The organism is Hydrogenophaga aromaticivorans, from assembly GCF_013387465.1.
Classification (GTDB): Bacteria; Pseudomonadota; Gammaproteobacteria; order Burkholderiales; family Burkholderiaceae_C; genus Hydrogenophaga; species Hydrogenophaga aromaticivorans.
In genome coordinates, this window is the sequence record NZ_VYGV01000016.1 from 93,186 (window position 1) to 112,582 (window position 19,397).

Consider the following 19,397-nt stretch of genomic DNA (forward strand, 5'->3'; position numbering starts at 1 on the left):
CCTGAGTCGGGGTCGGTGTCGAGCCGGCGCTGTACCCGCTCCGGGCTGCGGGTCGCTACGGGTCCGTGGCGGGCGAAGCTAGTGGCGTTAGCGGCGGCCAGGGCAGTGCGCTGGCCTTGAGCGGGGTGCCGATCGGGGCGGCCGCATGACCCAGCTGCACCGCCTTGAGGTCTTCCGGATTCGGGTACTGGTCGAGCAGCAGGTAGTCGAACACGCGCCGCGCGATGGGCGCGGCGTGCGCGGCGCCAAAGCCGGCGTTTTCCACCACCACCGCCAGCGCCACGCGGGGGTTGTTGACCGGTGCAAAAGCGATGTAGAGCGCGTGGTCGCGCTGGTGCTCTTCGAGCTTGCGGGCGTCGTAGCGGTCTTTCTGGCCAATGGTCACGGCCTGCGCCGTGCCGGTCTTGCCGCCGCTCTCGTAACCGGCGCCGGCAAACACGCGCGTCGAAGTGCCTTCGGTGGTCACGCCCTGCATGGCCCGCAGAACCACATCGATGTTCTCCCGCTTGTAGCCCAGGTTGACCGGTGCGCCAGCCCCCAGGGGGGTGCGCTGCCGTGTCACCACATTCTCCGTGGCGAGCGTGAGGTGGGGCGTGTACTTGATGCCGCCATTGGCCAGTGTGGCCATGGCGTGGGCGAGCTGCAGCATGGTGAAGTTGTTGTAACCCTGGCCGATGCCCAGCGAGATGGTCTCGCCCGCGTACCAGCGCTGCTGCTCGGGCCGCTTGTAGCTGCTGCGCTTCCAGTCCGTGCTGGGCAGCACGCCGCGCACCTCACCCTTGAGGTCGAGGCCGGTGATCTGGCCAAAGCCCAGCGGTTTCATGAAATCGTGCATGGTGTCCACGCCCATTTCATTGGCCAGCGAGTAATAGTAGGTGTTGCTCGACTTGACGATGCTGCGGTACATGTCGACCGCGCCCAGGCCACCATCGCCGTGGCTGCGGAAGCGGTGGTTGCCGAACATCCAGTAGCCCGGGTCGTTGATCACGGTGGAGGCGCTGCGAGTGCCGATCTCCAGTGCCCCCAGCGCCATGAACGGCTTGTAGGTGGAGCCCGGGGGGTAGGTGCCTCGCAGCGCCCGGTTGAGCAGGGGCTTGTCCAGCGATTCGTTGAGCAACTTCCAGTTCTCGGTGTCGATGCCCTCGACGAAGAGGTTGGGATCGAAGGTGGGCTTGCTCACGAAGGCCAGCACCTCGCCATTGCGCGGATCGATCGCCACCAGCGCGCCGCGGCGTTCGCCGAACATGTCTTCGACCAGCTTCTGCAGCTGGATGTCGATCGCCAGCACCACGGTGTTGCCCGGCGTGGCCGGCGTGTTGGCCAGCGAACGCACGGCGCGGCCCCCGGCCGAGGTCTCCACGCGTTCGAAACCGGTGATGCCGTGCAGCTCGCGTTCGTAGCTCTGTTCGGCGCCGAGCTTGCCGATGTGTTCGGTGCCCCGGTAGTTGGCCTGCTCTTCATCGGGCCATTCTTCAATGGACTCTTTTTCGCGCTGGTTGATGCGGCCGATGTAGCCGATCACGTGGCTGGCGACTTCGCCATTGGGGTAGCTGCGCAGCAGCCGTGCACGCACATCCACGCCGGGAAAGCGGTAGCGTTGCACCGTGAAACGGGCCACTTCTTCGTCGGACAGCCGGGTGCGGATCGGCAGCGAGTCGAAGCTGCGGGACTCTTCCTGCAACTTGCGGAAACGCCGTTTGTCCCGCGGCTGAATGTCCACCAGCTGGCCCAGGGCTTCGATGGTGGCGTCCAGGTCGTCCACCTTGGCGGGGGTGATCTCCAGCGTGTAGGCCGAGTAGTTGGTCGCCAGCACGCGGCCATGGCGGTCCAGGATCTGGCCCCGGTTGGGCACCACAGGCAACACGGCGGTGCGGTTGCTCTCGGCTTGCGCGAGCAGGTCGTCATGCCGCATGACCTGCAGATAGACCATGCGCGCGGCCAGCAGACCAAAGGCGACCAGCACCGCCAACCCGGCCGCCAGCACCCGGGTGCGGAACTGGGCGAGGTCGGCTTCGACGTTGCGCAGCTCAGTCATGGCGTGTGCTGCCTGGCGAAGCGAGAACCGCGCCGTGCGAAGAAGCGCCCGCCCAGGACACCGCCGGGCCGGCTTTGCCGGACGGCTGGTGTCGCCCCCTTGAGGGGGTGACGCCGAAGGCGGCGCGGGGGTGTTCCATCTAGAGCGGTCGGTTGTCGTCAGGATTCGGAGCGCGGCGCTGCGGTGCCAGCAGCAGCACGCTGACCACCGGCCAAAAGGCGGCTTCGATCACCGGCGCGAGGAAAAACGACCAGCCCGGAAACGCGCCACCCGCCACCATGCGCACCAGCAGTTCCAGCAGATGCGCGGCCATCAGCAGGGGCAGCACCTGCACCGCCTGGGTGGGCACGCCGAACCACAGCAGGCGCCGGTGCATGGAGACGGCGAGGAAACCCAGCACGGTGTAGGCCATGGCGTGCTGACCGAGCAGGGCGCCTTGTTGCACATCCATGGTCAGGCCGAACACGAAGGCCACGCCCACGCCGATGCGCAGTGGCTGGTGCACGCTCCAGAACACCAGCGTGACCGCCAGCAGATCGGGCACCCAGGCGGCGCGCCCCCACAGGCCGGTGTTCATGAGCATGTTGAGCACCAGGGCGCTCAACAGGCTGAACCAGATGAACAGCGGGTTGGCGGGCAGCAGCAGCTGCTGGCCGGGACGCATGATCATGGTCGTGTGCTCCCGATCCGGGCCGGCGGCGCCGCAGGGGTTTCTTGCAGGGGTGAAGGCGGCAGGTGTTCACCCACCGGTGCCAGCACCAGCACATGCAGCGCCCCGTGCACCCGCGCCAGCGGCGTGCAGCTGATGCGGTTGAAGGCGGACTCGGCGCGGTGGCCCACAGCGTTGACCCGGGCCACCGGCAGGCCGGGCGGGTAGACGCCATCGACACCGCTGGTGGTGAGCAGATCGCCCTGGACGATGTCCACATTGGCCAGGGTGTAGCGCAGCTCCAGCGCGTCGCCCTCGGGTCCGGGTTGGCCGAACGCTACGCTGCGCACGCCGGTGCGCGTATTGAGCACGGGAATGGCCTGGTCGCGGTCGATCAGCAGGGTGACTTCGGACACCAGCGGATAGACACGGGTGACCTGGCCGAGCACGCCGCTGTCGTCGATCACCGGCGAGCCGAGCGCGATGCCGTGGGCCTGACCGCGGTCGATCACGATGCGCCGCGAGTAAGGGTCGGCCGCGTCGTACAGCACCTGCGCGCCCATGGAAGGCGTGGTGATGCGCTCGCGCATGGCCAGCAGTTCGCGCAGGCGCTGGTTCTCCAGCGCCAGCTGCTCCACCTGCAGCGCCCGCTCGGACTGGGTGGCGAGTTGCTGCATGGCCGCACCTTCCCGTTGCTGGGCCTGGTGCAGGCTGGTGAAATAGCCGCCCATCTGACCCGCCGCCTGGACCGGTTGCATCACCAGCCACTGGAGCGGGTACAAGACCGTGGCCACGGCGCCACGCACCGGCGCGGTGATGCGAAAGCGCAGGTCGGCCACCATCAGAAACAAGGCCACGGCGCTGAACACCATGAGCTTGGACAGGGCCGAAGGCCCCTGCTTGAAGAAGGGGGGCGGGGTGCGGTCCAGGGTGCCCAGTGGCATGTCGGGAAAGGCTCGCGGGTGGTGCGGTCAGGCCGGAAACCGGCGCGGGGGCTTATTCGCTGGTGAAGATGGTGCCCAGGCGCTCCATGCGCTCCAGGGCCATGCCGCAGCCACGCACCACGCAGGTCAGCGGCTCTTCGGCCACCAGCACGGGCAGACCGGTTTCTTCGGCCAGCAGGCGGTCCAGGTCGCGCAGCAGCGCGCCGCCGCCGGTCAGCATCATGCCGCGCTCGGCGATGTCCGCACCCAGCTCGGGGGGGGTATGTTCCAGCGCCATCTTGACGGCCGAGACGATGTTGTTCAGCGGGTCGGTCAGGGCTTCGAGGATTTCGTTGCTGGAGATCGTGAAGCTGCGCGGCACGCCTTCGGACAGGTTGCGGCCCTTGACTTCCATTTCCCGCACTTCGCTGCCAGGGAAAGCCGAGCCGATGTTCTTCTTGATCGCTTCGGCCGTGGGCTCGCCGATCAGCATGCCGTAGTTGCGGCGGATGTAGGCAATGATGGCGTCGTCGAAGCGGTCACCGCCCACGCGCACGCTGCCCTTGTAGACCATGCCGCCCAGGCTGATGACGCCGACTTCGGTGGTGCCGCCGCCGATGTCCACCACCATGGAGCCCGAGGCGTCCGATACCGGCAGGCCGGCGCCGATGGCCGCGGCCATGGGTTCTTCGATCAGGTACACCTCGGACGCGCCAGCGCCCAGGGCCGACTCGCGGATGGCGCGGCGCTCGACCTGGGTCGAGCCGCAGGGCACGCAGATGATGATGCGCGGGCTCGGCTTGAACATCGAGCGCGGGTGCACCATCTTGATGAACTGCTTGAGCATCTGCTCGGTGACGGTGAAGTCGGCGATCACGCCGTCTTTCATCGGGCGGATGGCCTCGATGTTGCCGGGCACCTTGCCGAGCATGGCCTTGGCTTCCTTGCCCACCGCCTGGATCGTCTTCTTGCCCTGGGGGCCGCCTTCGTGGCGGATCGAGACCACCGAAGGTTCGTCCAGCACGATGCCCTTGCCGCGAACGTAGATCAGGGTGTTGGCGGTGCCAAGGTCAATGGCCAGGTCGGTCGAAAATTGCCGACGGAATGCTTCAAACATGGTGCAAAAATCCTGTGGGGCATGGCAGCAGCTTCGTGCGGCCATCGCCTGGTGTCTGTACGGGGAAGTCGGGGTCTACAAGTCTTTGATTCAGCGACAAAAACTGTTTCGGCGCGGGATTTGCCGCTAAACCTTGGATAATACCGCATCCCCTGTGCATAACTTCGCCCATCAAGGGGCTAAATCTTCCCTTTACACCCCGTTTCAGCGCACTTGGGGCGCTGTTTGGGTGGTTTCTTTTTTCTTACTCCGGAACCGAGTTCTGCCATGTCCCTGACCTTGTCCGACATCGGGCGCATCGCCAACCTGGCGCGCCTGGAACTGAGCGGTACCCAAAGCGAGCGCATGCTGGGCCAGCTCAACGGCTTTTTTGACATCGTCGAGCAGATGAACGCGGTCGACACCACCGGTGTCGAGCCGCTGGCCCACCCCACCGCCGTGATCGATCACGTCAGCCTGCGCCTGCGCCCGGACGTTGCGAGCGAACCCAACAACCGCGAAGCGAACCAGAAGAGCGCGCCCGCCGTCGAGCGGGGTCTGTTCCTCGTGCCCAAGGTGATCGAATGAACGAGCTCCACCACCTGGGCGTGGCCGAACTGGCCGCCGCCATTGCCGACAAGAAGACCTCCAGCGTCGAAGCCGCGCAGCACCTGCTGGCGCGCGCCAAGGAACACCAGAACCTCGGCGCCTATTTGGCGTTCAACGAAGACCTGACACTGGCGCAGGCCCAGGCCGCTGATGCACGCATCGCTGCGGGCGAGCGAGGCCCGCTGCTCGGCGTGCCGCTGGCGCACAAGGACATCTTCGTCACCCAGGGTTTCCCCACCACCGCCGGCTCCAAGATGCTGGCCGGTTACCAGAGCCCGTTCGACGCCACCGTGGTGAGCCAGCTCGCCGCCGCCGGCGCCGTGACCCTGGGCAAGCTCAACTGCGACGAGTTCGCCATGGGCTCGGGCAACGACAACTCGGCCTACGCGCCGGTGCACAACCCCTGGGACACGGCCCGCGTGCCCGGCGGTTCCTCGGGCGGCTCGGCCGCCGCCGTGGCCGCGCGCCTGGTGCCCGCCGCCACCGGCACCGACACTGGCGGCTCGATCCGCCAGCCCGCCAGCTTCACCGGCATCACCGGCATCAAGCCCACCTACGGCCGCTGCTCGCGTTACGGCATGGTTGCCTTCGCCTCCAGCCTGGACCAGGCCGGTCCGATGGCGCGCAGCGCCGCCGACTGCGCCACGCTGCTGAGCGCGATGGCCGGCCCCGACATCGACCGCGACTCCACCAGCCTCGACCACCCCGCCGAGGACTACACGCGCCTGCTGGGGCTGGCCCGCGAAGGCGCCATGGCTGCGATGCCGCTCAAGGGCTTGCGCATCGGCCTGCCGACCGAGTTCTTTGGTGCCGGTTGCGCGCCCGACGTGCTGGCCGCCGTGCGCGCCGCGTTGTCCGAATACGAAAAACTCGGCGCCACGCTGGTCGACATTTCGCTGCCGCGCACCGAGCTGTCCATCCCTGTTTACTACATCATCGCGCCGGCCGAAGCGTCGTCCAACCTCAGCCGCTTCGACGGCGTGAAGTTCGGTCACCGCGCCGCCAAGTTCGACGACCTGGCCGACATGTACAAGAAGTCGCGCAGCGAAGGCTTCGGGCCCGAGGTGCAGCGCCGCATCATGATCGGCACCTATGTGCTGAGCCACGGTTACTACGACGCGTACTACCTCAAGGCACAACAGATCCGCCGCCTGATCGCGCAAGACTTCCAGCAAGCCTTCACCCAGTGCGACGTGATCGCCGGCCCGGTGGCGCCCACGGTGGCCTGGAAGATCGGCGAGAAGAGCGACGACCCGGTCGCCAACTACCTCGCCGACATCTACACCCTGTCCACCTCGCTCGCCGGCCTGCCCGGCATGAGCGTGCCGGCCGGCTTCGGCGCGGCGAACATGCCGGTGGGCCTGCAACTGGTGGGCAACTATTTCAAGGAAGGCGAACTGCTGCAGACCGCGCACGCCTTCCAGCAGGCCACCGACTGGCACACCCGCGCACCTCAAGGTTTCTGAATATGAGTTCCAGCAAATCCCTCCTGGTGCACGGCTACGAGGTCGTGATCGGCTTCGAGACCCACGCCCAGCTCGCCACGCAATCCAAGATCTTCAGCCGCGCGCCCACGGCGTTTGGCGCCGAGCCCAACACGCAGGCCTGCGCGGTGGACCTGGCTTTGCCGGGCACGCTGCCGGTGATGAACCGCGGTGCGGTGGAGCACGCCATCCGCCTCGGTCTGGCGCTGGGTTCGCACATCGCCGAGCAGAGCGTGTTCGCGCGCAAGAACTACTTCTACCCCGACCTGCCCAAGGGCTACCAGATCAGCCAGTTCGAGATCCCGGTGGTGCAGGGCGGCGAGGTGAGTTTCTTCCTCGGTGACGAGAAGAAGACCGTGCGCCTGGTGCGCGCGCACCTGGAAGAAGACGCGGGCAAGAGCCTGCACGAAGAGTTCCACGGCATGAGCGGCATCGACCTGAACCGTGCAGGCACGCCGCTGCTGGAGATCGTGACCGAGCCCGACATGCGCTCCAGCGCCGAGGCCGTGGCCTACGCGAAAGAGCTGCACAAGACGGTGACATGGATCGGCATCTGCGACGGCAACATGCAGGAAGGTTCGTTCCGCTGCGACGCCAACGTCTCGGTGCGCAAGCCCGGTGCGGAGTTGGGCACGCGCCGCGAGATCAAGAACCTGAACTCGTTCAAGTTCATGCAGCAGGCAATCGACTACGAGGTGCGCTGGCAGATCGAGCAGATCGAAGACGGCCACGCGATCCAGCAGGCCACCGTGCTGTTCGACCCCGACACCGGCGAGACGCGCGCCATGCGCACCAAGGAAGACGCGGCCGACTACCGCTACTTCCCCGACCCTGATCTGCCGCCGCTGGTGATCGCGCGCGACTGGGTGGAGCAGGTGAAGGCCAACATGCCCGAGTTGCCGCGCCAGATGGCCGAGCGGCTGGTGCGTGACTACGGTTTGCCCGAGTACGACGCGACCACCGTGACGCAGAGCCCGGCGATGGCGGCCTACTTCGAGACCACGGCCAAGGCCAGCGGTCAGGCCAAAATGGCCAGCAACTGGATCATGGGCGAGGTCTCGCGCCGCCTGAACAACGAAGAGAAGGACATCGCCCAGGTGCCTGTGAGCGCCGACACGCTGGCTGCGCTGCTCAAGCGCATTGCCGACGGTACGGTGTCGAACAACGCAGCCAAGCAGGTGATGGACGCGCTGTGGAGCGGAGAGGGCCAGGACGTCGACGCCGTCATCGAAGCCAAGGGCCTCAAGCAGATGAACGACTCCGGCGCGCTGGAAAAAATCATCGACGAGGTGATGGCCGCCAACGCCCCCATGGTCGAGCAGTTCCGCGCCGGCAAGGACAAGGCTTTCAACGCGCTGGTGGGCCTGGTCATGAAAGCCAGCAAGGGCAAGGCCAACCCGCAGCAGGCCAACGACCTGCTCAAGCAAAAGCTTCAGTAAAGACAAGGGCACCAGCTGCGGGCTACCTCCGGAGCACGTGCCCCACCCAGCAAACGCCGAAGAACCGGCTCCGCCGGGCCAAAGGCGTTGTCCCCCTCGGGGGGAAGCCGCGCAGCGGCGCAGGGGGGACTACTTCTGCCCCCAGAGCTGGCGCAGCTTCACCAGCTCTTCGTCGAAGCGCGCGTTGAGGCGCTGTTTTTCCTGGGTCTGTTCCACCACGAAGCGTTGCTGGACCGCGACCTGCTGCTCGTTGTCTTCCAGCTTGCGGCGCAGCCACAGCGGCGCTTTGCTCACGTCGTTCTGGTAGAACTCCAGCTCGGCGCTGATGTCCTTGCGCTGATCGAGCAGGGCCTGTGCGCGTTTGTTGACCGCGCTGATCACTTCGTCGATCTGGGCCAGCGCGTCGGCGCGCTCCTTGTCGTGCACGGGCTTGTTCGGGTAGCGGATCAGCAGCGCCCGATCACGGCGCTTTTCTTCGGCAATTCGGGCCTGCAAGGCTTCTTCGGCCTTCTTCTGGGCGTCGATCCTGGCGCGTTCTTCGGCCGTGTAGCTCGGTGGCACGACCCGCTTGACCGTCCCGGAGCCCGTGAGTTCGCGCTGTTCCCGGTCCAGGCACTCGGTGATCGGGCGGTCCGATGTGATGCGCCGTCCTTTGCTGTCAATGCAGGTGTAGATGCCTTTGCCCTGAGCCAGCGCCACCGTCGACACCAGCAGCAGCACGCCCCATGCGATGGACGTTGGCGGGAGCGGCGGGCGAAGGAAAGCGGGCAAAGTGGATCCTCAGGCTACGCCGTAGCGCTGGCGGTAGGCCAGCACCCGGTCGCGGTGGCTGGCAAGTTCGTCGCCAGTGTTCTGCCTCAGATACTGCAGCAAATCGGCCAAGGTCGCAATGGCACAGACCTGCAGGCCGAGCTGGTTCCGCACGTATTGCACCGCGCTGTGCTCCACGTCACGCTGCACGCCGTCGGCGCCGACCTCGGTGGCCTTCTCCTGGCGGTCCAGCGCGATCGCCACCGCATGGGGCGTGGCGCCAGCGGCCTGGATCAGGGCGATGGATTCGCGGGCGGCGGTGCCGGCCGACATCACGTCATCGACGATCAGCACCCGGCCCTGGAGCGGCGCACCCACCAGCGAACCCCCTTCGCCGTGGTCCTTGGCTTCCTTGCGGTTGTAGGCAAACGGCACGTTGCGCCCCAGGCGCGCCAACTCGATGGCGACCGCCGCACCGAGCGGAATGCCCTTGTACGCTGGGCCGAAAATCATGTCGAATTCGATGCCGCTTTCCAGCAGGGCTTTTGCATAGAATTGCGCGAGCCGACCGAGCTTGGCGCCGTCATCGAACAGGCCAGCGTTGAAAAAGTAAGGCGAGAGCCGTCCCGCCTTGGTCTTGAACTCGCCAAAGCGCAGCACGCCCGAGTCCACGCAGAACTGCACGAAGTCCTGTGCCAGCGCACCGTCTTTTGTTCCGGCAGCCGCCGAGCTCGCTTCCAACACCATGGGGAAATCCTTGTTCAAACTGACCAGCCTCAACCTCAACGGCATCCGCTCCGCCAGCACCAAGGGGCTGGAAGCGTGGCTCGCCAAGCATGCGCCCGATTGTATTTGTGTGCAGGAAGTCAAGGCGCAGGCGCCCGACGTCAGCGGGCGCTTCGAGGCCCTCGCCGGACTCAAGGGCCATTTTCACTTCGCCGAGAAGAAGGGCTATTCCGGCGTCGCCGTCTACACGCGCCATGAGCCCAGCGACGTGGTGGTGGGTTTCGACGGCGGCGAGTTCGATGCCGAAGGCCGATACGTGGAGCTGCGTTTCGACACGCCCACCGCGAAACGTTCCATCATCAGCGTCTACTGCCCCAGCGGCTCTTCAGGCCCCGAGCGGCAGGAAGCCAAATACCGCTTTCTGGATGTGTTCTACCCGCACCTGATGGCGCTCAAGGGCCAGCGCGAGTTCATCATCTGCAGCGACGTCAACATCGCCCACCAGAACGCCGACCTGAAAAACTGGCGCAGCAACCAGAAGAACAGCGGCTTCCTGCCCGAAGAGCGCGCGTGGATGACCAAGCTGCTGACCGATGGCGGCCTGGTCGACGTGTACCGCCGTCTGCAGCCCGACACCACCGACACCTGCTACACGTGGTGGAGCAACCGCGGCCAGGCCTACGCGAACAACGTGGGGTGGCGGCTGGATTACCACCTGGCCACGCCGGCGCTGGCCGAACACGCGCGCACCGAAGCGATCTACAAGGCCGAGAAGTTCAGCGACCACGCGCCGATCACGATCGAATACGACTTCACGCTCTGAGATGCTCGGACTCAGTGCCGCTGGGGCAGCTGCGCCTGCAGCGAGCGCACCTGCTGCTCCAGCGTTTCGATGCGCTGGATGTGGTCCAGCAGCAGGGCCACGGCAAACAGGTCGAGGTCGAAGTCCAGCCGCAGCTTGCTGACGGTGCGCATGCGCGTGACGCAGTCGGCGCTAAACATGCGCAGGTCCGCCTCCGACGGGCCGGTCTGCAGCGGCTGCAGCGCGCCGTATTCCACCAGCTCATCCACGTCGGCGGTGCTGATGCCACAGACCCGCGCCAGCTCGGGCAGCGTGACGCTCTGCACCTCGTCGAGCCAGACCCATTCAACGGCTTGCATGTTGGTGTTCATGAAGTGGCTCCTGTTGGCGCGGTGCGCGGATGGAATGAAGAGTCTTTGGCGAGTGCTTCAAACAGCTCGCGTTCGCGCTCGGTGAGGGTGGCGGGCACGTCGATCAGCACCACGGCGTAGAGGTCGCCCGGGGCGCTGCGACCGTTCGCCAGGCCGCGCCCGCGCAGCCGCAGCTTGCGGCCCGAGCGCGTGCCGGGTGGCACGGTCAGCGTCACCGGGCCGTCCAGCGTGGGCACCTCGGCCTCCGTGCCCAGTGCCGCTTCCCAGGGCGTGAGCACGAGGTCGAAATACAGGTCCTGGTGGTCGGTGCGGAAAATGCGGTGCGGCGCCAGCGTGATGTGCAGGTAGATGTCGCCATCGGTGCCGCCGTTCTGGCCCTTGCCGCCTTTGCCGCGCAACCGCAGCTTCTGGCCATCGCGCACGCCGGGGGGCACGCTCACTTCCAGTGTGCGCTCCTGGCCGCCGTCGTCCAGGCTCAGGTGCACGGTGCGTCCGCGGTGGGCGTCTTCCAGGCTGATGCGAATGGTGGTTTCCAGATCGCGCCCGTCCCGGGGCATCGGGCCCTGGCGCGGACCGCGGCGGCCCCGGCCCATGGCGGCGAGCAGGTCTTCGAGGTCCATCTCGTCAAACGCCGAGCCGTTGGTGGCGTGGTCGCGGCCCCATTGCGGTGGCGGCGAAAACGGCTCACCGGCCGGGTGTCTGCCCAGCTCGTCGTAGGCGGCGCGTTTTTCGGGGTCCTTCAGCGTCGCGTAGGCCTCGGCCACTTCCTTGAAGCGGGCCTCGGCCCCCGGTGCCTTGGACATGTCCGGGTGGTGCTCGCGGGCGAGCTTGCGGTAGGCCTTCTTGATGGCGTCGAGGTCCGCGTCACGCGGCACGCCCAGGGCGGCGTAATAGTCTTTGTACTTCATGCAGGACTCCCGGGGACACAGCTTGGGTGACCAGAATAACCGGGTCTGTGCGCTGGCGCACCCTGAGCGCCTCCCGCTCCACCCAGATCGCTTCAGCGCTGCGCCGCCGTGAGCAGCAGCTCGTTGGGGCCGACCCAGCCCCCGGGCGTGTTGAACTGGCCGAGGCGCTCCTCCATGTCGGCCCACGCGGCCTCGGCGGCTTCGGGCTCCAGCCGGCCGAGGATCTGCTGGATGGGGCTGGCCGAGGCGCGCACGAAGTCAAGATAGTGGCGCGCCGTTGGCAGGCGAAAGGGCGCGTCCAGCGCTGTGGTGGCCACCTGCCGGAAGCCGGCGGACTGGAACAGCTGATCGCACAGGCCCGGCTGGCCCAGGCTCAGCAGGCCACCGGGCTGGTTGGTGTTGCGCGGGGGCAGCCCGGCGTGGCGCAGGGCGGTGGCCATGAGCAGGCCGATGCAGGGGTTGCGCTCGGGTCGCGAGAACACCACGGTGCAGATGCCGCCACCTGTGCGCAGCGCCCGGTGCATGGCGCGCAGGCCTTGTTGGGGATCGGGAAAGAACATCAGGCCCAGGCGGCACACCACGGCGTCGAAGCTGGCGGGCGGCACCGGCAGGGCCTCGCCATCCGCCACCAGGGTCTGGACGGTGCCGTGACCGGCCAGGCGCGCGTTGTCCCGCGCCAGCGCCAGGATGGCGGGCGACAGGTCGGTCGCGAGCACGCGGCCCGTCGGGCCCACGCGCTGCGCGATGTCCAGCGACTGGTCGCCCGCGCCGGCGGCCACGTCGAGCACCGCGTCGCCGGGGCCGACGCCGGCCATGTCGATCATGGCGTCCGTCGCGGGGCGCAGCCAGGCACGGATCTCTGCGGTGTGGGCGTTCCAGCCCGGGGCCGATCGGTCCCATTGTTCGCGGGCGGCGGCCTTGAACGCCGGGCCGTCCGGGGGTGTTCCGGGTGTGTTGGCGACAGGGGCTGAGGGGGTGGTCATGGTGGACTCCTCGGGCGGTGGTGGCGGTGCGGGATGGCCGGGCCAGTCTGGGCCGTTGGCACCCCCGCCACAAGCCGCAGACTCGCATAATGGGGCCGCAGAAATACATCACCCGAGGCATCTGCCCACCCGAGGTCGCCCGCCATGTTCGACTGGAATGACCTGAAGTACCTGCTGGCGGTGGCGCGGCACCAGAGCACCACCGCCGCCGGGCGCGCCTTGCAGGTGAACCAGTCCACGGTCCAGCGCCGGCTCGCCGAACTGGAGCGCGACCTGGGGCAAGCGCTGGTGGTGCGCCACCCCAGCGGCTACCGGCTCACGGCCTATGGGGAACAGCTGCTGCCGCTGGCGCAGGACGTGGAGCGCGCTGCACTGGCGCTGGCCCGGCATGTGGAAACCTTCCAGCGCGATGTGTCGGGTGTGGTGCGCGTGACCTGCCCGGAGCCGCTGATGTTGCGGCTCTCCCGCTCGACGCTGCTGGAGCGCTTTCGCGCCCGCTATCCCGGGCTGGAGGTGGCGTTCGTGATGAGCGACAAGTACCTCGACCTGGCGCAGGGTGATGCGGACATGGCCCTGCGCTCGGGCGACACGGAAGACAACGCCCTGATCGGCCGCAAGGTGGGCGATTCGCTGTGGGCGGTGTACGCCAGCCCGAAGTACATCGCACGGCGCGGCCAGCCCGGCAGCCTGCAGGACCTGGCGCAGCACGACTGGGTCGGCTTTGACGAAACCATGGCCCAGCACCGCGCATCGGTATGGTTGCAGCAGGTCGCTCCAGCGGCCCGTGTGGTGGCGCGCAACGACAGCGTGCTCGGGCTGGTGTATTCGGCGAAGGCCGGCATGGGCCTGGCCGCGCTGCCGACCGCGCTGGGCGACGCCGAGCCCGACCTGGTGCGGGTGCTGGGGCCGATCCCCGAGCTGGCGCGTATCTGGCGCGTGCTCACCACGGCGGAGCTGCGGCACACGCCGCGCGTGGCGGCGCTGTTCGACTTCCTGGTCGATGAGGTTGATGCCTTGCGGCCCATCATCACCGGCTGAGGCGGCGACGGCCGCTCAGCGCCTTGCGTGCCTTGCTGCCCACAAAGGGGTTGCCCGACAGGCCGACCACGACCACCGGGTGGCTGCCGATGGCGGTCTGCACCTGCTGGATCAGGTCGTTGTGCAGGCGGGCGATCTTCTCGCGGATGGCAGGGTGGATGGCGGCCTCGTCGAGGATGGGGGCGGGTCATGGGGTCGTCCGTGAAGGGTACTTGCCCGGCACTGTGGTGCGTTCTGCGATCACGCGCCCATCTCCATCGAATGCGACTTCCCGTTCTGCGGTCGGCCTCCTTGTGCCGGGAAGCCAAAGGCCCCGCACTTCCGGTAAGAGGTGCTTTTTGCCGGCATCGGGTGCCTGATCGGCGGTTGTCTTCTGGCGGGTGGCTGGAAGAGATGGTCGGCAAAGTTGGTGAACGCATTAGAGGGGCGCCTGAATCATCTGTCCAATACAGATTGCGCGACTTGCCATCTTGAAACGAGATAATGGGTTCCGTCCTGAACCCCATTGCCCGCCCACCATGGAACTCCGCCAATTGCGCTACTTCGTGGCCATCGCCGACAGTGGCAGCTTTTCCAAGGCGGCCGAACGGGTGTTTGTCGCCCAGTCGGCGCTCAGCCACCAGGTGGCCCAGCTCGAAGACGAGCTGGGTGTCGGTCTCTTTCACCGTTCACGCCGCGGCGTGGAGCTGACCGACGCCGGGCAGCGCTTTTTTCCCCACGCGGTGTCGATCCTGCGGCAGGCCGAGGAAGCGTTGCACAGCGCGCGCCACACCGACGACGAGCCGCGTGGCAAGGTGGTGTTCGGCATTCCGCACAGCGCTTCCAACGCATTGGCCCTGTCCTTGCTGCGCGAAGTCCACCAGCGCTTCCCCCGGATCGAGCTCGAACTCACCGAGGAACTCACAGGCAACCTCACGCGGCAGCTGCGCACCGGCCAGATCAACCTGGCCGTGCTGTTCGACGATGGCCACCTGGGCGGTTTCACCAGCACGCGCCTGCTGAGCGAGCAGCTGTGCCTGATCGAGCCCGCCGGGCCCGGCGCCACCCTGGCCGCGACGATCACGCTGGCCCAGGCACTGGCGCAGCCGCTGATCCTGCCGGCGAGTCCGCACGGCGTGCGCCCCCTCATCGAGGCGGCTGCGGCCCGGGCCGGCCTTGCGCCGCCCCAGGTGTTTGCCGACATCAGCTCGATCAGCATCCTGCGCACCACGCTGCTGGCGGGGCTGGGCCGCACCTTGTTGCCCGTCATGCCGCTGCGGCCGGAAATCGAAGCCGGCCTGCTGGTGGCGACGCCGGTGGTGAACCCGCCCCTGGAGCGGGTCCTGGTGCTCTGCGCATCGGTCCACATCCCCTTGTCGTCGGCGTCTCAGGCCGTGGCCAGCCTGGTGGTGGCGCTGGTGCAGCGCCTCTGCACCGAGGGTCACTGGCCGGGTGGAATCCTGCTGCATGGCGATGCCAGCGTTCCCCCGACCTGATTGATACAGTACCGCCAGTCCCTCAAAGCCGACCCCGATCCCCATGTTCCAGTACCTCACCGTTCCCGTCACGGCTTTTGCCCAGAACTGCTCCATCGTCTGGTGCGATGAAACGATGGAGGCCGCCATCATCGACCCGGGGGGCGACCTGGAGCGCTTGCTGGCCGAGGTGAAGCGCCTGGGCGTCACGCTCAAGGCGATCTGGCTCACCCACGCGCACATCGACCACGCCGGCGGCACGGCCGAACTCGCCACCCGGCTGAATCTGCCGATCATCGGCCCGCACCCGGGCGACCAGTTCTGGATCGACGGCCTGCCGCAGCAGAGCGCCATGTTCGGTTTTCCGCCGGCGGGCCCTTTCACGCCCACGCGCTGGCTGGCCGATGGCGACACGGTGCAGATCGGTCACTGCACGCTCAACGTGCGCCACTGCCCCGGCCACACACCCGGCCATGTGGTGTTCCAGTCGCCCGAGGCGCAGCGCGCTTTCGTGGGCGACGTGCTGTTCGCCGGCAGCATCGGGCGCACGGACTTTCCGCAAGGGAATCACGCGCAGCTGATTGCCAGCATCAAGGAGCGCCTCTGGCCCATGGGCGATGAAACGGTGTTCATCCCGGGCCATGGCCCGGAGAGCACGTTTGGCGAAGAGCGGCGCTTCAACCCGTATGTGAAGGGCGGCTGAGCCGCCCGCCCGGTCTGGGGCTCAAAGGCCGAGCAGCTTCTTGGCGTCGCCGAGCGCCTTCATGGACTCGTCGTGCTTGCCGTCCTTGTGCATTTTTTCGCCTTCCGCGCGCAAGGACTTCACCTTCTCCATGTCGGACGCAGACAGACTCGGGTTGGTGCCGAGCTTGGCGTCGATCGCCTTCATCTCGGCGGGGCAGCTGTTGGCAAAAGCCACCGAACAGAACAGCAAGGCGGACGCGGTCACCAGGGTTTTCATGGTTGTCTCCTACGGGTGGGCGTCGGCAGGCGCCGACTGGCGGATGCTAGCCGCGTCGTGCCCGCTCGTACAGCGTTTGCCCCTTTGGTCGTGGGGTGGTGGATGCCAGGGCGCGGGCGCTGGTGCCAGCGCTTTTTTGCGGGGTTGAAAACGTCTGTGCGATGACGCACAGTCATGCGGGGTCCGACGGACCAAGATGGAACGCTGCCCGGCCTCCCATTCACCCGTACCCGAGAACATGAGCATCCTCCCGGCTTCGCGGTTCCTGCGCGTGTTGACCGTCAACATCCACAAGGGTTACAGCGCCTTCAACCGCCGCTCCATGCTGCACGGTTTGCGCGAGGCGGTGCGCGCCGTGGGCAGCGACCTGGTGTTCCTGCAGGAGGTCGAAGGCGGCTCGGGGGCCGCGGACGCGCAATACGAGTTCCTGGCCGACCAGATCTGGTCCGACCACGCCTACGGGCGCAATGCGGTGGCCGAGGGGCTGGACCACGGCAACGCGGTGCTTTCCCGCTTCCCGGTGCTGCACAGTGCCAACCACGACATCTCGCTGCCCGGCGTCGAGCCGCGCGGCCTGCTGCACTGCGTGCTGGCCATGCCCGACGGCCTGCCCGATCTGCAGGTGATGTGTGTGCACCTGGGGCTGAGGGAGTCGCACCGGCGCCACCAGCTGGAGCGCCTGTGCGACACGGTGCAGCGCGAGGTGCCGGCCGACGCGCCGCTGATCGTCGCCGGCGACTTCAACGACTGGCGTTCGCGCGCCGACGCCAGCCTGAATCCCTGCGGGCTCACCGAGGTGTTCCGCCACCATCTGGGTGCGCACGCGCGCAGCTTTCCGGCGGGGTGGCCGCTGCTGCGGCTCGACCGCATCTACGTGCGAGGCGTGGCCGCGGCCACGCCGCTGCCGCTGCCGCTTCGGCCCTGGTCCCGGCTGTCCGACCACGCGCCGCTGGCCGCCGGCATCGATCTGCAGGAGGCGCCATGAACTCGCACTGGGTGCCGGGCAACCGCATCACGCTGCTGGAGAACGGCGAGGTCTACTTCCCGCGCGTGTTCGACGCCATCGCCGCGGCCGAGCACGAGGTGCTGCTCGAAACCTTCATCCTGTTCGACGACAAGGTCGGGCGCGAACTGCAGCAGGCGCTGCTGCGCGCGGCCGGGCGCGGCGCCGTGGTGCACGTGCTGGTCGATGGCTGGGGCTCGCCCGACCTGCCGCCGTCGTTCACGCAGCCGCTGCTCGATGCGGGCGTGCGGCTGCGCAGTTTCGAGCCGGCCCGTCGCCTGCTGGGCGCGCGCATCAACATGCTGCGGCGCATGCACCACAAGCTGGTGGTGGTGGACGGCCGGCGGGCCTTTGTCGGCGGCATCAACTATTCGCTGGACCACCTGGCCGAGTTCGGGCCGCTGGCCAAGCAGGATTACGCGGTTGAAGTTGAGGGCCCGCTGGTGGGCCAGATCCAGGCCTTCTGCCGCGCCAACCTGGACGCGCCCCAGCCCGCGCGCCACGACTGGCTGCAGCGCTGGCGCGCGATCCGCCATCGGCGCTCCGGACTGGAAGCCGTGGGCGAGGGCGCGGTGGCGGCCTTCGTCACGCGCGACAACCGCGGCCACCGCACCGACATCGAGCGCCACTACCGCGTTGCGGTGCGCAGCGCGCACGAACGCGTGCTGATCGCCAACGCCTATTTTTTCCCCGGCTACCGGTTCCTGCGCGACCTGCGCGCTGCGGCGCGCCGCGGCGTTCGGGTCGACCTGATCCTGCAGGGCTGGCCCGACCAGCCCTGGGTGCAGAAGGCCTCGGCGCTGCTGTACGGCCACCTGATGCGCGCCGGGGTGAACGTCTACGAGTACGTTGAGCGCCCGTTGCACGCCAAGGTGGCGGTGGTCGATGACCTGTGGGCCACCGTCGGATCGAGCAACCTCGACCCGACCAGCCTCAGCCTGAATCTGGAGGCCAACGTGGTGGTGCGCGACGGCGCGTTCGCCCGGCATCTGAGCGGGCGTCTCGAACACCTGATGCAGCGCGGGTGCCAGCGCGTGCAGCTGCCGACGCCAGGGCGGCTGCGCTCGGCCTGGATCGCGCTGCGCAGCCTGGTGGTGTTCCACGTCCTGCGCAGCTACCCGAGCTGGGCGCGGCTCGCGCCCCTGCGCGCGCCGCGGGTCGTGCCGCTGCGGACCGACTCGACATGAAGCCCTGGGCCCGCACCGCCTGGTCGTGGTTCAAGCGGGTGGCCCCGTGGGCGCTGGCGGCGCTGGTGCTCACACTGGTGGTGCGGCAGGCCCGCACGGTGGACTGGCCCGCGGTCTGGCAGGCGCTGCAGCAGATGCCGCCCGGTCGGCTGGCGGCGGCGGCCGGCCTGGCGCTGCTCAGCCATGGCCTGTACGCCAGTTTCGACCTGATCGGACGCCGACTCACGGGCCATCGGCTGTCCACGCTGCGAACGCTCGGCACCGCCGCCATCAGCTACGCCTTCAACCTCAACGCCGGCTCGCTGGTGGGCGGCTTCGCCCTGCGGCTGCGCCTGTACACGCGCTGGGGCCTGTCCGCGTCGACGGTGGCGCAGATCATCGCGCACAGCATGGCGACCAACTGGCTGGGTTATTTGTTGGTGGGCGGTGCGGTGCTGCTGTGGGCGCCGCCGCGCCTGAGCGCCGGCTGGGCGCTGCCCGACCCGGCCCTGCGCGCCATCGGGCTGGCGATGGTGCTGGCGGCGCTGGCCTACCCGGTGCTGTGCCGCTTCGTGCGCCCGCGTCGGCTAACGTGGCGCGGCCAGTCGCTGAAGCTGGCCAGCGGCCCCCTGGCGGTGTGGCAGCTGGTGGCGGGCGGCGCGAGCTGGCTGCTGATCGGCGCCACCGTCTGGAGCCTGTTCGGTGGCCGCATCGACTACCCCACCGTGCTCGGCGCCCTGCTGCTGGCGGCGCTGGCCGGTGTGCTGACGCACGTGCCGGCGGGTCTGGGTGTGCTGGAGGCGGTGTTCGTGGCCACGCTCGGCACCCGCCTGCCGTTGGTCGAGGTGCTCGCCACGGTGCTGGCCTACCGCGCCGTTTACTACCTGTTGCCCCTGGCGCTGGCGCTGCCCGCCTATGCGCTGAGCGAGGCGGCTGCGCGGCGGCACCGGCCCGGCTCAACCCGGGTGCCGACCCAACGGTAGTCCGGGCCGCCCCAAGG

20 protein-coding genes are annotated in these 19,397 nt (G+C 68.0%); 10 read left to right on the forward strand and 10 right to left on the reverse strand.

The window, feature by feature from the left end:
• Positions 1–55 precede the first annotated feature (55 nt).
• The 4 genes from mrdA to F3K02_RS17390 form a co-directional block, all read right to left on the reverse strand.
• Positions 56–2,035, reverse strand: coding sequence for a penicillin-binding protein 2 (gene mrdA, locus F3K02_RS17375; RefSeq protein WP_177136896.1), 1,980 nt, complete (start codon positions 2,033–2,035; stop codon positions 56–58).
• A gap of 139 nt (positions 2,036–2,174) precedes the next feature.
• Positions 2,175–2,705, reverse strand: coding sequence for a rod shape-determining protein MreD (gene mreD, locus F3K02_RS17380; RefSeq protein ID WP_177136897.1), 531 nt, complete (start codon positions 2,703–2,705; stop codon positions 2,175–2,177).
• Positions 2,702–3,628 (reverse strand): rod shape-determining protein MreC, encoded by a 927-nt coding sequence (mreC, locus tag F3K02_RS17385; RefSeq protein ID WP_177136898.1) that lies wholly within the window; start codon positions 3,626–3,628, stop codon positions 2,702–2,704. Before mreC ends, mreD begins: the two co-directional genes overlap by 4 nt.
• 52 nt (positions 3,629–3,680) lie before the next feature.
• Positions 3,681–4,724: a rod shape-determining protein gene (locus tag F3K02_RS17390; protein WP_177136899.1), complete on the reverse strand. Its 1,044-nt coding sequence runs from the start codon at positions 4,722–4,724 to the stop codon at positions 3,681–3,683.
• A 267-nt stretch (positions 4,725–4,991) separates the two neighbouring features.
• Here F3K02_RS17390 and gatC point away from each other — a divergent pair, with 267 nt between their 5' ends.
• The 3 genes from gatC to gatB are packed head-to-tail and all read left to right on the forward strand — an operon-like array spanning position 4,992 to position 8,235.
• Positions 4,992–5,291: an Asp-tRNA(Asn)/Glu-tRNA(Gln) amidotransferase subunit GatC gene (gene gatC, locus F3K02_RS17395; protein ID WP_177136900.1), complete on the forward strand. Its 300-nt coding sequence runs from the start codon at positions 4,992–4,994 to the stop codon at positions 5,289–5,291.
• Positions 5,288–6,778, forward strand: a complete 1,491-nt coding sequence (gene gatA, locus F3K02_RS17400) for an Asp-tRNA(Asn)/Glu-tRNA(Gln) amidotransferase subunit GatA (protein WP_177136901.1) — start codon at positions 5,288–5,290, stop codon at positions 6,776–6,778. The genes gatC and gatA overlap by 4 nt, the downstream gene beginning before the upstream one ends.
• A 2-nt stretch (positions 6,779–6,780) precedes the next feature.
• Positions 6,781–8,235 carry an Asp-tRNA(Asn)/Glu-tRNA(Gln) amidotransferase subunit GatB gene (gatB, locus tag F3K02_RS17405; protein ID WP_177136902.1) on the forward strand — a complete coding sequence of 485 codons (1,455 nt, stop codon included), beginning with the start codon at positions 6,781–6,783 and terminating at the stop codon, positions 8,233–8,235.
• A 129-nt stretch (positions 8,236–8,364) separates the two neighbouring features.
• Here the strand turns inward: gatB and F3K02_RS17410 are convergent, their stop codons facing one another.
• Positions 8,365–9,006, reverse strand: a complete 642-nt coding sequence (locus F3K02_RS17410) for a DUF4124 domain-containing protein (RefSeq protein ID WP_177136903.1) — start codon at positions 9,004–9,006, stop codon at positions 8,365–8,367.
• Positions 9,007–9,015: 9 nt separating this feature from the next.
• A complete protein-coding gene (gene pyrE, locus F3K02_RS17415; RefSeq protein WP_177136904.1) occupies positions 9,016–9,732 on the reverse strand; it encodes an orotate phosphoribosyltransferase in 717 nt (238 codons plus the stop codon).
• On the opposite strand from pyrE, the gene F3K02_RS17420 reads away from it, so the two are divergent.
• Positions 9,731–10,534, forward strand: coding sequence for an exodeoxyribonuclease III (locus F3K02_RS17420; RefSeq protein ID WP_177136905.1), 804 nt, complete (start codon positions 9,731–9,733; stop codon positions 10,532–10,534). The two genes, pyrE and F3K02_RS17420, sit on opposite strands and share 2 nt — an antisense overlap.
• An 11-nt stretch (positions 10,535–10,545) precedes the next feature.
• Here F3K02_RS17420 and F3K02_RS17425 read toward each other — a convergent pair whose 3' ends face one another.
• The 3 genes from F3K02_RS17425 to F3K02_RS17435 form a co-directional block, all read right to left on the reverse strand.
• Positions 10,546–10,884 (reverse strand): chaperone modulator CbpM, encoded by a 339-nt coding sequence (locus tag F3K02_RS17425; protein WP_246309567.1) that lies wholly within the window; start codon positions 10,882–10,884, stop codon positions 10,546–10,548.
• Positions 10,881–11,792: a DnaJ C-terminal domain-containing protein gene (locus F3K02_RS17430; RefSeq protein ID WP_177136906.1), complete on the reverse strand. Its 912-nt coding sequence runs from the start codon at positions 11,790–11,792 to the stop codon at positions 10,881–10,883. Before F3K02_RS17430 ends, F3K02_RS17425 begins: the two co-directional genes overlap by 4 nt.
• 92 nt (positions 11,793–11,884) lie before the next feature.
• Positions 11,885–12,775 carry a class I SAM-dependent methyltransferase gene (locus F3K02_RS17435; RefSeq protein ID WP_177136907.1) on the reverse strand — a complete coding sequence of 297 codons (891 nt, stop codon included), beginning with the start codon at positions 12,773–12,775 and terminating at the stop codon, positions 11,885–11,887.
• 144 nt (positions 12,776–12,919) lie between these two features.
• On the opposite strand from F3K02_RS17435, the gene F3K02_RS17440 reads away from it, so the two are divergent.
• From F3K02_RS17440 to F3K02_RS17450, 3 genes are all read left to right on the forward strand, one after another.
• A complete protein-coding gene (locus F3K02_RS17440; protein ID WP_177136908.1) occupies positions 12,920–13,813 on the forward strand; it encodes a LysR family transcriptional regulator in 894 nt (297 codons plus the stop codon).
• 518 nt (positions 13,814–14,331) lie between these two features.
• Positions 14,332–15,288 carry a LysR family transcriptional regulator gene (locus tag F3K02_RS17445; RefSeq protein ID WP_177136909.1) on the forward strand — a complete coding sequence of 319 codons (957 nt, stop codon included), beginning with the start codon at positions 14,332–14,334 and terminating at the stop codon, positions 15,286–15,288.
• A 43-nt stretch (positions 15,289–15,331) separates the two neighbouring features.
• Positions 15,332–15,970, forward strand: coding sequence for an MBL fold metallo-hydrolase (locus F3K02_RS17450; protein ID WP_177136910.1), 639 nt, complete (start codon positions 15,332–15,334; stop codon positions 15,968–15,970).
• Between the two features lie 21 nt (positions 15,971–15,991).
• On the opposite strand, the gene F3K02_RS17455 is transcribed toward F3K02_RS17450, so the two are convergent.
• Positions 15,992–16,228, reverse strand: coding sequence for a hypothetical protein (locus tag F3K02_RS17455; RefSeq protein WP_177136911.1), 237 nt, complete (start codon positions 16,226–16,228; stop codon positions 15,992–15,994).
• Positions 16,229–16,466: 238 nt separating this feature from the next.
• Between F3K02_RS17455 and F3K02_RS17460 the strand changes: the two genes are divergently transcribed.
• The 3 genes from F3K02_RS17460 to F3K02_RS17470 are packed head-to-tail and all read left to right on the forward strand — an operon-like array spanning position 16,467 to position 19,380.
• Positions 16,467–17,213: an endonuclease/exonuclease/phosphatase family protein gene (locus tag F3K02_RS17460; RefSeq protein ID WP_218179488.1), complete on the forward strand. Its 747-nt coding sequence runs from the start codon at positions 16,467–16,469 to the stop codon at positions 17,211–17,213.
• Complete coding sequence (gene clsB, locus F3K02_RS17465; protein ID WP_177136913.1) at positions 17,210–18,418, forward strand: cardiolipin synthase ClsB; 1,209 nt, start codon at positions 17,210–17,212, stop codon at positions 18,416–18,418. The genes F3K02_RS17460 and clsB overlap by 4 nt, the downstream gene beginning before the upstream one ends.
• Positions 18,415–19,380, forward strand: a complete 966-nt coding sequence (locus F3K02_RS17470; RefSeq protein WP_177136914.1) for a lysylphosphatidylglycerol synthase domain-containing protein — start codon at positions 18,415–18,417, stop codon at positions 19,378–19,380. Before clsB ends, F3K02_RS17470 begins: the two co-directional genes overlap by 4 nt.
• The last annotated feature ends 17 nt before the right edge of the window (positions 19,381–19,397 follow it).

What these genes read in the sequence shown, in the direction of transcription:
- gatC (WP_177136900.1), top strand. Translation starts at nt 4,992, where the DNA reads ATGTCCCTGACCTTGTCCGACATCGGGCGCATCGCCAACCTGGCGCGC.
- mreC (WP_177136898.1), bottom strand. Translation starts at nt 3,628, where the DNA reads ATGCCACTGGGCACCCTGGACCGCACCCCGCCCCCCTTCTTCAAGCAG.
- F3K02_RS17390 (WP_177136899.1), bottom strand. Translation starts at nt 4,724, where the DNA reads ATGTTTGAAGCATTCCGTCGGCAATTTTCGACCGACCTGGCCATTGAC.
- F3K02_RS17420 (WP_177136905.1), top strand. Translation starts at nt 9,731, where the DNA reads ATGGGGAAATCCTTGTTCAAACTGACCAGCCTCAACCTCAACGGCATC.
- F3K02_RS17430 (WP_177136906.1), bottom strand. Translation starts at nt 11,792, where the DNA reads ATGAAGTACAAAGACTATTACGCCGCCCTGGGCGTGCCGCGTGACGCG.
- F3K02_RS17455 (WP_177136911.1), bottom strand. Translation starts at nt 16,228, where the DNA reads ATGAAAACCCTGGTGACCGCGTCCGCCTTGCTGTTCTGTTCGGTGGCT.
- mreD (WP_177136897.1), bottom strand. Translation starts at nt 2,705, where the DNA reads ATGATCATGCGTCCCGGCCAGCAGCTGCTGCTGCCCGCCAACCCGCTG.
- F3K02_RS17435 (WP_177136907.1), bottom strand. Translation starts at nt 12,775, where the DNA reads ATGACCACCCCCTCAGCCCCTGTCGCCAACACACCCGGAACACCCCCG.
- F3K02_RS17460 (WP_218179488.1), top strand. Translation starts at nt 16,467, where the DNA reads ATGAGCATCCTCCCGGCTTCGCGGTTCCTGCGCGTGTTGACCGTCAAC.
- gatA (WP_177136901.1), top strand. Translation starts at nt 5,288, where the DNA reads ATGAACGAGCTCCACCACCTGGGCGTGGCCGAACTGGCCGCCGCCATT.
- pyrE (WP_177136904.1), bottom strand. Translation starts at nt 9,732, where the DNA reads ATGGTGTTGGAAGCGAGCTCGGCGGCTGCCGGAACAAAAGACGGTGCG.
- F3K02_RS17470 (WP_177136914.1), top strand. Translation starts at nt 18,415, where the DNA reads ATGAAGCCCTGGGCCCGCACCGCCTGGTCGTGGTTCAAGCGGGTGGCC.
- clsB (WP_177136913.1), top strand. Translation starts at nt 17,210, where the DNA reads ATGAACTCGCACTGGGTGCCGGGCAACCGCATCACGCTGCTGGAGAAC.
- gatB (WP_177136902.1), top strand. Translation starts at nt 6,781, where the DNA reads ATGAGTTCCAGCAAATCCCTCCTGGTGCACGGCTACGAGGTCGTGATC.
- F3K02_RS17450 (WP_177136910.1), top strand. Translation starts at nt 15,332, where the DNA reads ATGTTCCAGTACCTCACCGTTCCCGTCACGGCTTTTGCCCAGAACTGC.
- F3K02_RS17440 (WP_177136908.1), top strand. Translation starts at nt 12,920, where the DNA reads ATGTTCGACTGGAATGACCTGAAGTACCTGCTGGCGGTGGCGCGGCAC.
- mrdA (WP_177136896.1), bottom strand. Translation starts at nt 2,035, where the DNA reads ATGACTGAGCTGCGCAACGTCGAAGCCGACCTCGCCCAGTTCCGCACC.
- F3K02_RS17445 (WP_177136909.1), top strand. Translation starts at nt 14,332, where the DNA reads ATGGAACTCCGCCAATTGCGCTACTTCGTGGCCATCGCCGACAGTGGC.
- F3K02_RS17425 (WP_246309567.1), bottom strand. Translation starts at nt 10,884, where the DNA reads ATGAACACCAACATGCAAGCCGTTGAATGGGTCTGGCTCGACGAGGTG.